Source organism: Streptomyces herbicida, assembly GCF_032656585.1.
In the GTDB taxonomy this organism is placed as follows: Bacteria; Actinomycetota; Actinomycetes; order Streptomycetales; family Streptomycetaceae; genus Streptomyces; species Streptomyces herbicida.
This window is the reverse complement of the sequence record NZ_JAUYWJ010000005.1, coordinates 369,894-382,530: the sequence shown is the minus strand read 5'-3', so window position 1 is coordinate 382,530 and position 12,637 is coordinate 369,894. Positions and strand designations below refer to the sequence as shown.

Sequence of the window (12,637 nt, the reverse complement as noted above, 5' to 3'; positions counted from 1 at the left end):
GTGAAGGTCCGACCATGGTCGCATGTCCACCGCATCCCCGGTCAAGGGCACTCCCCTGCCCTTGGCCGGGCTCCTCGCCCTGTCCGCGGCGGCCTTCACCGCCGTCATGACCGAACTGCTCCCGGCAGGCCTGCTGCCGGTGATGGCACCGGCGCTCGGTGTCTCCGAGGCCCGCGTCGGCTTCCTGGTCACCGGGTACGCCGCGGCCTCATTCCTGGCCGCGATCCCGCTCACGGCGGTCCTGCGCGGGCTGCCCCGGCGGCCGGTGCTCATCGGCACACTGCTGGGCCTCGCCTGCGCCGACGCCCTGGTCGCCGTCTCGTCCTCGTACGCCCTCACCTTCATGGCCCGCCTGCTGGCCGGTGCCATGGGCGGCACGCTGTGGGCGATGCTCGTCGGATACGCGGCCCGGATGGTGCCCGCCGGGCGGCGCGGCCGGGCGATCGCGATCGTGCTGGCCGGGATCACCCTCGCCCTGGCGCTGGGCGTGCCCGCCGGAACCGCGCTGGCCCGGGCGCTCGGCTGGCGCACGGCGTTCGGAGCGCTGGCCGGACTCGCCGTACTGCTGGCGGTCTTCGCGCGGTGGCGGGTGCCCGGCTTCCCCGGCGAACCCCCGCACGCGCGCGTGCCGCTGGTCCGGGTCGCCGCCCGGCCGGGTATCCGCCCGGTGCTCGCCGTGACGCTGTTCCTGCTGCTGGGGCACCAGGTGATGTACACGTATGTAGCGCCGTTCGCGGCACACATGGGTTTCGGACACACGGGCCTGCTGCTCGCGGTGTTCGGAATCGCCACGGTCTTGGGTATCTGGATCACCGGTGTGCTGATCGACCGTCAACTGCGCACCACTCTGCTGGCCGCGCTGTCGCTGCTCGCTGCCGTGCTGCTCGTGCTCGGCCTGTGGGCCGGTACGCCCGCCGTGCTCGTCGGGGCCGTCGGCCTGTGGGGGGTGGCCTTCGGCGGGGCGCCGACGCTGATCCAGACCGCGCTCGTCGACGCCTCGGGCCCCGCCGACGCCGACGTGGCCACGTCCCTGCAGACGACGGTGTACAACGCGGGGATCGCAGCGGGTTCCCTGGCCGGGGGCGTGGCCCTGGACGGCGCGGGTCCCAGTGCCCTGCCGTGGACGGCGTTCCCACTGGTGGCGGTGTCGCTCGCCGTGGTCGCCGCGGGCCAGGGGTACGCTTTCCCGGCCGTACGTCCCTCGGGTCCGGCCGTGAAAAGCCCTGGCCGGAGCGGCCCCGCTGCCCGTACCGTGCGCCCCGGAGTCATGCGGTGAGAGGGGTCGTGCGTCATGGTGATGGACAGCCAACTGCCGTATCTGCGCCGCTGCGTGGAACTGGCGGCCGAGGCACTCGCGGCGGGCGACGAGCCGTTCGGGTCGGTGCTGGTGTCCGCCGACGGCGAAGTGCTCGCCGAGGACCACAACCGGGTGGCCTCCGGGGACCGCACGCGGCATCCGGAGTTCGAGCCGGCCCGCTGGGCGGCGGACCGTCTGACCCCCGCTGAGCGGGCCACGGCGACCGTCTACACCTCCGGCGAGCACTGCCCGATGTGTGCCGCCGCGCACGCATGGGTGGGGCTCGGGCGGATCGTGTACGTGGCGTCCTCGGAGCAACTCACCTTCTGGCTGACAGAGCTGGCGGTTCCCGCACCGCCGGTACGGGCGCTGCCCATCCGTGAGGTCGCGCCCGGGGTGCTCGTCGAGGGACCGGTGCCGGAACTCGTCGACGACGTACGCGCCCTGCACCGCCGCTTCCACGGGGCGGAGACCTGACCGGCCGACGGGCCGCTCACCCGGGAAGCGCGGCGGGGTTCCGAATGACCGGGCCGGTCAGCCGAGTTCGAGTGTGGTGACACCGAACACGCGGTCCTGGGCGTAGTCACGCACCGGGCCCGTGTACATCCGGGCGGTCTCGAAGGAGGGCGTGAACCCGGCCACCTCGGCCAGGGCGATGCCCGCCGCGTTCGTCTCGGGGACGTCGATGGCGACCTCGCAGCCGGCGGCGTCGGCGATGAGGGCGGCGAACAGGGCCCGGGCGTCTTCGGGGCCGTCCGCGAACAGCGGGCCGATGCGCAGGCTGTCGCGGCCGGGCCGGATGACGCCGTAGCCGGTGAGACGTCCACCGTCGTGGCGGACGAACGTCCGGTGGTCGGTGCCGGTCAGCCACTCGGCCAGGAAGCGGGGCCGCTCGGCCGGGTAGCAGGCACTGTCGTACGCGGTGATGGCCTCAAGGTCGGCCGGACGGGCGGGACGGACGTCCGCGGGAGCCTCCGCCTCTGCCGCGGTTCCGGCGAACCGGACGGTGCGGTAGGCCAGTTCGAAGCCCGACTGGCGGTAGTTGTCCTGCTGGGCCACGACGCCGTCCAGGCCGACGGTGCGGTTTCCGGCATGCGCGAGCGCGGTCTTCCAGGTGGTGATTCCGTGCCCGCGTCCACGCAGGTCCGGGCGGACCAGATAGCAGCCCAGAAAGGCGTAGTCGGTGCCGTAGTTGACGACGGAGATGGCCGAGACCGGCTCACCGTCGATCCGGCCGAGGAAGAACCCCTCGGCGTCCTGGGCGAAGAAGGCGGGGCCGTCGGACAGCCCGGGATTCCACCCCTCGTCCGCCGCCCACCCGCTGATCACCGGCCAGTCCTGGAGGGTGGCCCGGGAGACGACGAGGTCCTGGGGGGCCGGAGAGGCCATGGGTGCGCTCCATTCCGTAGCTGGATGCGCGGTGGTCGGCCGCGCCCGCAGCATCCTTCCCGATCACCCGGGGATGCGCCACGCCGGGATCGAGCCGTTGGAGGTTCAACAAGCCGTCCCGATACGGCCGTTGACGCCGTCCACTCGGCCGGCGGCGGTGACGGAGCCGTCGGCCGCCGGAGGTCCCACCGGTCCCGTCCGGTGAGGCCTCCGGCGGCCGCCCGGGTCAGTGCTCCGGCCTCGGGCGGAACCGTCGGTACAGCGCCACGCCGGTGATGAGGAACGCGGCACTGCCGGCGAGGGCGGGCGCGGTCAGATCCGATCCCGTGTGGGCGAGGGCGACGGGCGCCTGCGGCCGGGCCCGGTGGGGCGCCGGCGTGCGGGGGTGGGCCCGGGGCGGGACGGGGGTGGGCGGTCGATGGGGCGGCTCGCCGGGGGTGTTCACGGAATCGTTGCCCGTCCCCGGGTTGCCCACGCCGACCACGTTCACGCTGTTGCCGCTGACGTTCACCGGCACTTGGACCGGCAGCTGGATGTCATTGCCGGAGAGCACACCCGGCGAATCCTTTCCGCCGCCGTGCGCGGTCGCACCGCCCGACGACGTGGCGCCGACGGCGCCCCCACCGCCCGCGTTGGCACAGGTGTTGCCCGCGGCGGGATCGAGGAGTCCCACCACGTTCACGGTGTTCCCGCACACGTTCACCGGAACGTGCACAGGGAGCTGGATGGTGTTGCCGGAGATCAGCCCGGGCGAGTCGGCCGCGGAGCCGTCCGCACCGGAATCGGCGAAAGCCGGCATGGTCACGGCCATCGCCCCGGACGCGACGGCGACGGCGATCACGCCGTTTCGGGCAACCCTTCTCATAGGTTCCCTGCCTTCCAGACATGGTTGCGGGCACTCACCCGCGACCCGTTGAACGCAGACGAACCATCCGAGTTATGGCTTATCGGCCTTTCGGCCCGATCGAGTGACACGGCCTTCGAACCGGCGGCAAAGCCGTCGAATGCTCACCGTCCGTGCGGATCATACGACACTCCGTGTCCGCACGCTGGCCCGGAGGCGGGCGTTCCGGGGCCCGCCTATCGTGAGCGAGGGCGCTGTCCCCCGGCCCGCAGCAAGACGTCCCTGGAGGCATCGATGCCGGCCACACTGTCCCCGCGGTTCGCTCTCCGGCGCTGTGCGGGCGCCGGAGCGGTGGCCCTGGCCCTGCTCGGGGCGGGGCTGCCCGCGGCGGCGTCCGGCACCCCGCCGCAGCCCGACCTGTCCCGTTTCTACCGCCAGCGGATCGTCTGGTCGGCCTGCCACGGCGATGACATGCCCAAGGACCTGGAGTGCGGAAAGGTCACGGTCCCGCTCGACTACGCGAAGCCCGCCACGGGCACGCTCGACCTGGCGCTGGCCCGCTATGCGACGACTGGGAAGTCACGCGGCTCCGTCCTGCTGAACTTCGGCGGTCCCGGCGTCCCCGGCGTCGATCAACTCGCCACCGACGGCAAGGACTACATGGGGCTGACCAACGGCTACGACGTGGTCGGCTTCGACCCGCGCGGCGTCGGCCGGTCCTCGCCCGTCAGCTGCGGCGACGCCTCCGGCGCGGGCTCGGAGACGACCGGGCGGCACGCGGATCTCACGGACCCGCAGGCGACCCTGTCCTGGCTGCGGAAGGTGGCCCTGCGGTGCGCCGCACACTCCGGCCCCGTCCTCCCCCACATAGGCACCGTGAACACCGCCCGGGACCTGGACGTCATACGCCAGGCCCTCGGCGACAAGAAGCTCAACTACCTCGGCTTCTCCTACGGCACCAAGCTCGGCGCGGTGTACGCGGCCCAGTTCCCGGACAAGGTGGGCCGGATGGCGCTGGACGGCGTGGACACGCTGACGGATTCCCTGGCCGAGCAGGGGGTGGCGACCGCCCGGGGACAGCAGACGGCCCTGGACGACTTCCTGGACTGGTGCGCGGCGGACATCGCCTGCCCGTTCGGACAGGACCGGCGCCTGGCCGGGAACGGGGTCGTCAAACTGGTGCGCTCGCTCGACGAGAACCCGGTGCCCACGGACTTCGGCGGGCAGTTCACCGGCCAGGACCTGGTGAGCGCCATCGGGCAGGCCCTGTACAGCGAGGACCTGTGGCCCTCGCTGGAGCGGGCCGTGGCCTCACTGGTCGACGACGGGGACACCCGGGGGGTGGAGAACTTCGCCTACGGCGGCATGACGGTCCCCCGCGGGCGGGGCGGCGGCCTCGTCGGCGCCGCGGACGTCCCGGCCGACAACACGATGGCCGCGCTGCTGGCGATCAACTGCGCGGACGACCCCGACCGCCCCACGCCCGCACGGATCACCAAGGATCTCGAGCGGCTGCACGCCGAGTACGAGCGGGCCTCGCCGGTGTTCGGCGGGCACCGGCTCACCGAGGTGCTGATGTGCTACGGCCGCCCCAAGGGCACGGACTTCATCCGGGACGAGGTGAAGGACCTCGACACGGCGAAGATGCTCCTGGTGGGCACGCGCGGCGACCCCGCCACGCCGTACCGCTGGACCGAGCAGACGGCCCGGCGGCTCGGCCCGGCGGCCGTGGTGCTCGACAACAGGGGCGAGGGACACACCGGGTACTCCTCCTCGAAGTGTGTGCACCGCAAGATCGACGACTTCCTGCTGTACGGCACCCTGCCGCCCAGCGGGAGCTCCTGCGGGCCGGACGCGACCGCGGGAGCCGTCCCGTGAACCGGCCCGCAGGTGACAGAAGGTGCGCAAAGCGGGTAAGGACGCGATCGGGCCGCCATACCCGAATGTGACCGAACAGGGGAGCCCGTCATGCGTCTTTGCACCACCGTCGCCGCGCCGGCCGTCTCGGCCACCGCCGCCGCCCTGCTGTTCGCCGCACCGCAGGCCGGGGCCGTACCGCAGGCCAAGGCCGGGACCTGCCCGGAGAAGTACCTGTCGGTCCGGGCACGGGCATCGGCCGCCGATCCGGCCGTGGTGCGGATCAGTGTCACCAACCGCGGCGGCCGCACCTGCACGGTCGACCCTGTGCCCACGGTCACCTTCGGTGACCTCGACGGCGGGGCCCTGCCGGTGCCCGCGCGCGGCGCCGGAACGTACCGGCTCGGGGCCGGCGGGACCGCCTACGCGGCCGTACGGACGATCGCCGACCCGGCCGACCCCGAGGCCCGCCGGGTGGGCACGCTGACCGTGGCCGGGGACCCGTCCCACTGGGGGCGCTCCTTCACCGCCGCCGAACTGGGCGCGGGGGACGCGATCCGGGTGTGGGAACCGGTGACGACGTGGTGGCGGCCCTCGGCGGCGGACGCGGACCGCGCGCTCGAGCCGGGCCGAGGCGAGTCTCCCTGGTCGGGCGGTCAGCCGAAGGACAGCTCGGGACTGTAGAGGTCCAGCCAGGTGGCCAGATCGAGGGCGCCTTCCAGGCCACGCCGGGCCGACTGGGTGCTCGCGGGGGTGTCGCGGTGGGCGGCCCGGTGGAGCCTCTCGCGGTCCACCAGGTCGAAGACGGGGTGGCCGGGGCGGGCGAGGAGGTCCTTGACCTGCTCCTGGAGGGCGAGGCCGTAGCGGGGGTCCTGGGTGGACGGGTAGGGGCTCTTGACCCGGTCGTACACGGAGCGCGGAATGACGTCCGCCGCGGCCTCCCTGAGCAGGCTCTTCTCCCGTCCGTCGAAGGACTTGAGGGACCAGGGCGTGTTGTAGACGTACTCGACGAGGCGGTGGTCGCAGTACGGCACGCGGACCTCCAGGCCTACGGCCATGCTCATCCGGTCCTTGCGGTCGAGCAGGATACGGACGAAGCGGGTCAGGTGGAGGTGGCAGAGCCGGCGCATCCGGTACTCGAAGTCGCTCTCGCCGTCGAGGCGGCGGATCGCGGACACGGCGGTGCGGTAGCCGTCGGCGATGTACGACTCCAGGTCCAGGGTCTTGGCGAGATCGGGCCGCAGGACGTCGCTGTCGTCGCCGAAGTGCCGGGCGGCCATCGCCAGCCAGGGAAAGGTGTCGGCGGCCCGGGCCTCCTCGTCGAAGAACTGGAGGTAGCCGCCGAAGACCTCGTCGGCGGACTCCCCGGACAGGGCGACCGTGGACTGATCGCGGACGGCCCGGAACAGCAGGAGCAGCGAGGCGTCCATGTCCCCGAAGCCCATGGGCAGGTCCCGGGCCCGGACGACCTTGGCCCGTACGCCGGGATCGGCCAGGGTCTGCGCGTCGAGGACGATGTCCTGGTGGTCGGTCCGGGCGAGGCGTGCCACGTCGTGCACGAACGGGGTGTCCGGGGTGGCGCGCAGTTCGTCGGCGACGAAGCGGTCGCTCTGGCCGACGAAGTCCACGGAGAAGCTGCGGACCTTCTCGCCCTCTTCGGCGAGGTGCAGGGCGGCGATCGCGGTGAGGGCCGAGGAGTCGAGGCCGCCGGAGAGCAGGGTGCAGCGCGGGACGTCGGCCACCAGCTGGCGGCGCACGATGTCGTCCAGGAGCGAGCGGACGGTGGCGACGGTGGTGTCGCGGTCGTCGGGGTGCGCCCGGGTGTCGAGGCTCCAGTAGGTCCGGGTGCGCAGTCCCGTGCGGTCGACGGTGACCACGGTGCCGGGTTCGACCTCGCGCATGCCCTCCCACACCGCGTGGCCGGGGGTCTTGACCATGGTGAACAGCTCGCGCAGGCCGTCGAGGCCGACCCGGGCCCTTGCCAGCGGGTTGGCGAGGATGGCCTTGGGTTCGGAGCCGAACACGACGCCGTCGGGGGTGCGGAAGCAGTAGAAGGGCTTGATGCCCATGCGGTCGCGGATCATCACGAGCTTGTCGTGCCGGCCGTCCCAGACCGCGAACGCGTACATGCCGTTGAGGCGCTCGGCTACGGCGTCGCCCCATTCGAGGTAGCCGCGCAGGACGGCCTCGGTGTCGGAGTCGGTCGTGAACCGGTGGCCGTGGCCGGTGAGTTCGCGGCGCAGTTCGGTGAAGTTGTACGTCTCTCCGGAGTAGACCAGCGCGACGGTTCCGTCCGGTGTCGCGGCGGTCATGGGCTGCCGGCCGCCGGGCAGGTCGATGATCGCGAGCCTGCGGTGGCCGAGGGCGGCGGGCCCTTCGGCCCAGGTGCCGCGGTCGTCCGGGCCGCGGCAGGCCATGGTCTCGGTCATCGCGTCCAGTGTGGCGGCCTCGCCGCGCAGGTCGCGGTCGAAGGAGACCCAGCCGGTGATGCCGCACATGCCCTACCTCCAGCCTCGGTCCGGCGCGCTCGCTCACCGGTGTTGTCACGGGTGGGCTGCGGCACCCGCCGAACCAGATGTAGCCAGCACCTATATATCGAGCGTGTGCCAGACACGAGGAACGGTCAACGCGGCCGTAACCCGAACGGCCGATCGCCACGACCCTTTCGGCCGCGTTTTGCCCGGGCAAGGGGGACGGATCGCCGCCGCACGGGGCCGGTCCCGCCGGGAACCGGCCATCGGCAAAGTCTTCCCCAAACAGTGGGACCGGGTCGGGTGCGGCGGGACCGGGTCAGGCGCGGGCGGTCACGAACCAGTCGACCGCCGTCGTCAGCTCCGCCGGCTTCTCCACCGGCAGCTCGTGGCCCGCGTCGATGATGCGGACGACGGCGTCCGGGTAGGCCTTCGCCATCCGCAGCATCTGCTTCACCGGCAGCTGGATGTCGTGGTAGCCGTGGACCAGCAGGGTGGGCGTGCGGATCTCGCCGACCCGGTCGAGGACGTCGAAGGCCCGCATGGCGCCGTACAGCGTCATGACCACCTCGCGCGGGGTGTCCGCGGAGGCGCGGACGTACTCGCGGATCTCCTCGCGCGGGTAGCCCGGGGCGAAGGCCCGCTGGATGTTGGCGGCGACGAACAGCTTGAAGGGCACGAGGGTGGACGCGCCCAACAGCAGGCCCCGGCCCCGGCTGTAGGTCATCCGGCTGATGGAGTTGACCAGCACCATGCGCTCGACGCGCTCGGGGTGGGAGAGGGCGATCGTCTGGGAGATCATCCCGCCCATGGAGTGACCGATCAGCACGAAGCGCTCGACCTTCAGGTGGTCGAGGAGGGCGAGGACGTCCTTCGCCAGCTCCTCGATCGTGCGCACCCCCGCACCGCTGCTGTCGCCGTGCCCGCGCAGGTCCAGCCGGATCACCCGCCGCTTCTCGGCGAAGTGCGCCACCTGGTGGTCCCAGCGGTGCCGGTTGGCCGTCCAGCCGTGGACGAACACCAGGGGCACCCCGTCGCCGTCGCGGGGGCCCTCGTCGTCGTACGTCAACGCGGCGCCGTCGACTTCGAGCTGCGGCATGTGAGGGCCCTCCTGGGTGCGGTCCGGTTACTGCCCGGTACGGTAACCGGCCGCCCCCTCCCCCGTCACCGTCGTTCGCCGAGGAATTCCAGGATGTGCCCGAACACGTCGAGGGCGGCGCCCCGGCCGAGGAACGTGTCGAGGTGGCCGTATCCGGGGATCTCGGTGTACGCCACGTCGAGCTGCGGCTGCCGGTGTGCCAGCACCTCGTGACAGAGTCGCTGCGAGTCCAGCCACAGCCCGTTGTCACTGCCCGCCAGGAGCAGCACCGGGGCGTCGATGCGGCCGGCCGCGTCCAGCGCGTTGGGCGGCAGCGCCCGGTAGCGGTGGTCGGTGTCGTGCCAGCGCACGACGCTGCGGGCCAGCTCGATCCGGCGCAGATGCGGCAGGATCCACAGCGGCGCGGGGCCGAGGAGCTCGGCGAGCCGGTCGTGGGTGGCCTCGGCGAGGTTCTCGTGCACGAACAGCGAGGCGCCCGAGCCCCAGGCCGAGTTGTGCAGGATCTGGCAGGTCGGGTCGGGACAGCTCGCCCTGCGGGAGGCCAGGGCGAACAGGGGCGTGTACTTGGACCACAGGCCCACCTTGCGGAAGTCGACCGGGATGTGGTCGATCCGGGTCTTGAGCAGCTCCCCCGCCACCGACATGCGCAGCGAGGTGCGGCCCGCGAACTTCGGGGTCAGGAAGACGCCCTGGGAGACGACTCCGGCAAGGCCCGGCACGAGCCCCGCCGTCATGCTCATCGACAGGGTGAGGGAGCCGATGCAGTGGGCGACCACGAACAGCGGCCGGTCGCCGATGCGTTCGCGGATGTGGGAGACGGCCTCGGGGATGTCGTACAACGCCACGTCGTCGTAGGTGTACCTGCCGCCGGTCTCGTTGTACGGCAGCCGGCAGCTGCCCCGCCAGTCGAGCAGCCAGGGCTCGTAGCCGTCGTCGAGCAGGACGTCGACCAGGTTGCGGGTCTCCGGCAGCAGGAACATGTCCGCGGAGGCGGTGTGCCCGTGCAGGAGCAGTACGGCGGGGCGGCCGGTGTCACCGGTGTCGACGCGGGTCAGGCCGAGCCGTACGCCGTCGCTCGTCCGGAAGGGGATCTCCTCGACCCGGGTGGGGTCGAGACGGTGGCGCAGCGGGCGCGGGGCCGCGGTGGTGCGGACCTTGCGGAGCGCGGGCCGGGTGCGGGAGGTCGTGGCCTTGAACATCATCGGTTGCGCTCCGTGAGGGTCGGGGTGCGGCGCAGGTCGAGCAGGTCCGCGGCGGCCCGGGTGAACGGGCCGAGCAGTCCGCGGCCCATCTCCAGACCGAACCAGGCGAGCCAGGTCAGCTTGGCGGCCCGCTTCTCCCGACCGGTCAGACGCGGGTCGACCTTGATGCCGTCGATCTGGTCGCGGACGTAGGAATCGGCGGGTACGACGACCTCGCCGAGCAGGCTCGCGGCCTCGCCCTCGCGGCCGATCTCGACGGTCAGGGCGCGGGTCTGCCGCCACAGGTCCCGGCGGGCGCGGGCGTACTTGCGGCCCTCCAGCCACCACTGTCCGCCGTCTGCGTCGCGCAACCGCAGCCGGTAGCGCAGGAGTTGGTGCCTGAGGCCGTGGTGCTGCGGGATGCCCTCCTCGGGGCGGATCCAGACGTCGCCGCGCTCGACGGTCAGCGGGCCGGGGTGGATCGCGGGGCAGGTCACTTCGCCGGTCACGTCGATCCGGCGCTCCTTCACCAGCTGGTACATGCTCGCGATGGACAGGGTGAGCGCCATCGAGCAGGGCGTCTCGGCGTTCGCGCCGACCGGGCCGACGGTGCCCTCGGTCGTCTCGGTGAACCACAGATAGGGCTGGTCGTCCTTGTGGGGCAGCCGGGCCAGGCCGTCGTCGGCAAGTTTCTCGAAGGTCCTCGTCTGGGCCTGTGCGTCGTAGCGGGCCGCGGGCGGCAGGCCGAGGGCCGCGACGAGGGAGTCGGTGCGCTCGCTGCCGGCCGCGGGTCCCTTCAGTGTGGCCTCGACCAGCTTGAGGGCGGTGGGGCTCTGCAACACCCGGCTCAGGAAGGCCAGTTCGGGTATGGGTTCGGTGTCGAGCCGGGCCAGGGCGCCGGTGCGCCACTCGTCCCAGTCCTGGACGCGCACATGCATGCCGCCGAGCGCCATGTCCCGTACGACGTCGTCGAGGGTGTTGGGGACGCCGGTCAGGTTGTAGTCGAAGCCCCAGGCGTCCGGCTCGCAGATCGCGGCGACCGCGACCCGGCTCACCCAGTCGACCGGGGCGGCGTTGAGGTAGCGGAACGCCGGTACGGTGCGGAAGCGGCCGAAGGCCGAGATCAGACCGCTGCTGAGGTCGAGCGGGTTGTACGCGCCGGTCCTGGTGTGGCCCCCGATGCCGCCGGGGCGCAGGGCGGTGACCACCAGGCCGTGGTCGCGGGCCCGGCGCAGCGCGACCTCGGCGGCCCACTTGGACTGGTCGTAGCCGGAGATGAGCCGGTCGATGTGGGCGAGCGGGTCGTCCTCGCCCATCGAGGTGATGCCGACCTCGTTGAACACCGCGATCGAGGAGATGTGGTGCAGCGGTTTGGGGCGGCCGGTCGCCGCGAGCTCGGCCAGGGTCAGCGTGCCGAGGACATTGCTGCCGCGCAGGGACTGGTAGCCGCGCAGGAAGTCCACGGCCGCCGCCACGCCGACGACGCTGTCGAGTTCCTGGGCGAGGCTGTGCCACAGCTCGTCGGACAGACCAAGACGCGGGCGGCGGATGTCGCCGGGCAGCACGGTCACCCGGCGTCGCACCTCCGACGACCAGGGGAGCCGGTAGCTGCGCAGCTGCTCCGCCAGCCGGGCCTCGGCCGCCTTCTCGTCGGCCGCGCGGACCAGGCAGTACACATGGGCGTCGCTGTGCCGCAACAGGTCGAGCAGCATATGGCCGCCGAGGAAGCCGGTGGCACCGGTGAGCAGGATCCGGCAGGGCGGCAGCGGCTCGGGTACGTCGGTGAAGGGGAGCCGGTCGGCGAGGGCGAGATCGGCCAGGATCTGGTCGAGGTCCTCCTGGCGGGCCCGGGAGTGGCGGTCGGTGGTGGACCGGGGGGTGCTCAGCACGGCGGGTGGGGTGCGGGGCGCCGGGACGGGGAGGATGCTCGGAGCCGGGGCGGGGGCGGTGCCGGCGGCGGGGAGCGGGAGGGCGGCCGGTGTGACGGGGGCCGCCGCGCCCGCGGTGCCGCTCCCCGGAGCCGGTGCGGCGCCGGAACCGGTGACCGCCGGGCCCGGGGCCGCGCCGGAACCGGTCTGCTCCGTCGCCGTGCCCGCGATCACCGGCAGCCAGCGCCGGGCCAGGCTGATCGGCCGGGCGTCGGCGAAGACGTCGTCCAGATCGACCTCGATGCCCAGCTCGTCCTCCAGCTCCGCGATGAGCTCCACCGCGTGGACGGACGTACCGCCCGCGTCGAAGAAGTCGGCGTCCGGAGCCAGTCGGCCGGAGGGCAGGTAGCGGCCCGCCGCGGTGGCGATGGTGGCCGCCAGGCCGTCCACGTCCCGGACCGCCGGGGCGGGGGCCGGCCCGGCCGCCGCCGTCTGCAGCCGGGCCAGGAGGTCGGTCACGCCGAGCCCGCCGCCACCCCGCTCGATGGCCTCGGCGGTCGCCTGCCTGCCGCCGTCGTCGTTCAGATCACGCATGAGAGCCCTTCACGTTGTGCACTGTCCTGTCGCTCAC

10 protein-coding genes are annotated in these 12,637 nt (G+C 72.7%); 4 read left to right on the top strand and 6 right to left on the bottom strand.

From position 1 onward, the window contains the following. Nucleotides 1-22: 22 nt before the first annotated feature. Both Q8A52_RS13935 and Q8A52_RS13930 read left to right on the top strand, forming a co-directional pair. Nucleotides 23-1,276: an MFS transporter gene (locus Q8A52_RS13935; RefSeq protein WP_316751651.1), complete on the top strand. Its 1,254-nt coding sequence runs from the start codon at nucleotides 23-25 to the stop codon at nucleotides 1,274-1,276. A 15-nt stretch (nucleotides 1,277-1,291) separates the two neighbouring features. Then, nucleotides 1,292-1,774, top strand: a complete 483-nt coding sequence (locus tag Q8A52_RS13930) for a nucleoside deaminase (RefSeq protein WP_316751649.1) — start codon at nucleotides 1,292-1,294, stop codon at nucleotides 1,772-1,774. A 57-nt stretch (nucleotides 1,775-1,831) separates the two neighbouring features. On the opposite strand, the gene Q8A52_RS13925 is transcribed toward Q8A52_RS13930, so the two are convergent. Both Q8A52_RS13925 and Q8A52_RS13920 read right to left on the bottom strand, forming a co-directional pair. After that, nucleotides 1,832-2,686, bottom strand: a complete 855-nt coding sequence (locus Q8A52_RS13925) for a GNAT family N-acetyltransferase (RefSeq protein WP_316751647.1) — start codon at nucleotides 2,684-2,686, stop codon at nucleotides 1,832-1,834. A gap of 226 nt (nucleotides 2,687-2,912) precedes the next feature. Further along, a complete protein-coding gene (locus Q8A52_RS13920) occupies nucleotides 2,913-3,551 on the bottom strand; it encodes a chaplin (protein WP_316751645.1) in 639 nt (212 codons plus the stop codon). A 273-nt stretch (nucleotides 3,552-3,824) separates the two neighbouring features. Between Q8A52_RS13920 and Q8A52_RS13915 the strand changes: the two genes are divergently transcribed. After that, nucleotides 3,825-5,408 carry an alpha/beta hydrolase gene (locus Q8A52_RS13915; RefSeq protein WP_316751644.1) on the top strand — a complete coding sequence of 528 codons (1,584 nt, stop codon included), beginning with the start codon at nucleotides 3,825-3,827 and terminating at the stop codon, nucleotides 5,406-5,408. 90 nt (nucleotides 5,409-5,498) lie between these two features. Then, nucleotides 5,499-6,071, top strand: a complete 573-nt coding sequence (locus Q8A52_RS13910) for a DUF4232 domain-containing protein (RefSeq protein ID WP_316751642.1) — start codon at nucleotides 5,499-5,501, stop codon at nucleotides 6,069-6,071. On the opposite strand, the gene asnB is transcribed toward Q8A52_RS13910, so the two are convergent. From asnB to Q8A52_RS13890, 4 genes are all read right to left on the bottom strand, one after another. Beyond that, nucleotides 6,044-7,885, bottom strand: coding sequence for an asparagine synthase (glutamine-hydrolyzing) (gene asnB, locus Q8A52_RS13905; protein WP_316751640.1), 1,842 nt, complete (start codon nucleotides 7,883-7,885; stop codon nucleotides 6,044-6,046). The two genes, Q8A52_RS13910 and asnB, sit on opposite strands and share 28 nt — an antisense overlap. A gap of 292 nt (nucleotides 7,886-8,177) precedes the next feature. Beyond that, on the bottom strand, nucleotides 8,178-8,957 hold the full coding sequence (locus tag Q8A52_RS13900) for an alpha/beta fold hydrolase (RefSeq protein WP_316751638.1): 780 nt from the start codon (nucleotides 8,955-8,957) through the stop codon (nucleotides 8,178-8,180). A gap of 65 nt (nucleotides 8,958-9,022) precedes the next feature. Continuing rightward, a complete protein-coding gene (locus Q8A52_RS13895; RefSeq protein ID WP_316751636.1) occupies nucleotides 9,023-10,159 on the bottom strand; it encodes an alpha/beta hydrolase in 1,137 nt (378 codons plus the stop codon). Beyond that, complete coding sequence (locus Q8A52_RS13890; RefSeq protein WP_316751635.1) at nucleotides 10,156-12,600, bottom strand: thioester reductase domain-containing protein; 2,445 nt, start codon at nucleotides 12,598-12,600, stop codon at nucleotides 10,156-10,158. Before Q8A52_RS13890 ends, Q8A52_RS13895 begins: the two co-directional genes overlap by 4 nt. Nucleotides 12,601-12,637: the final 37 nt, after the last annotated feature.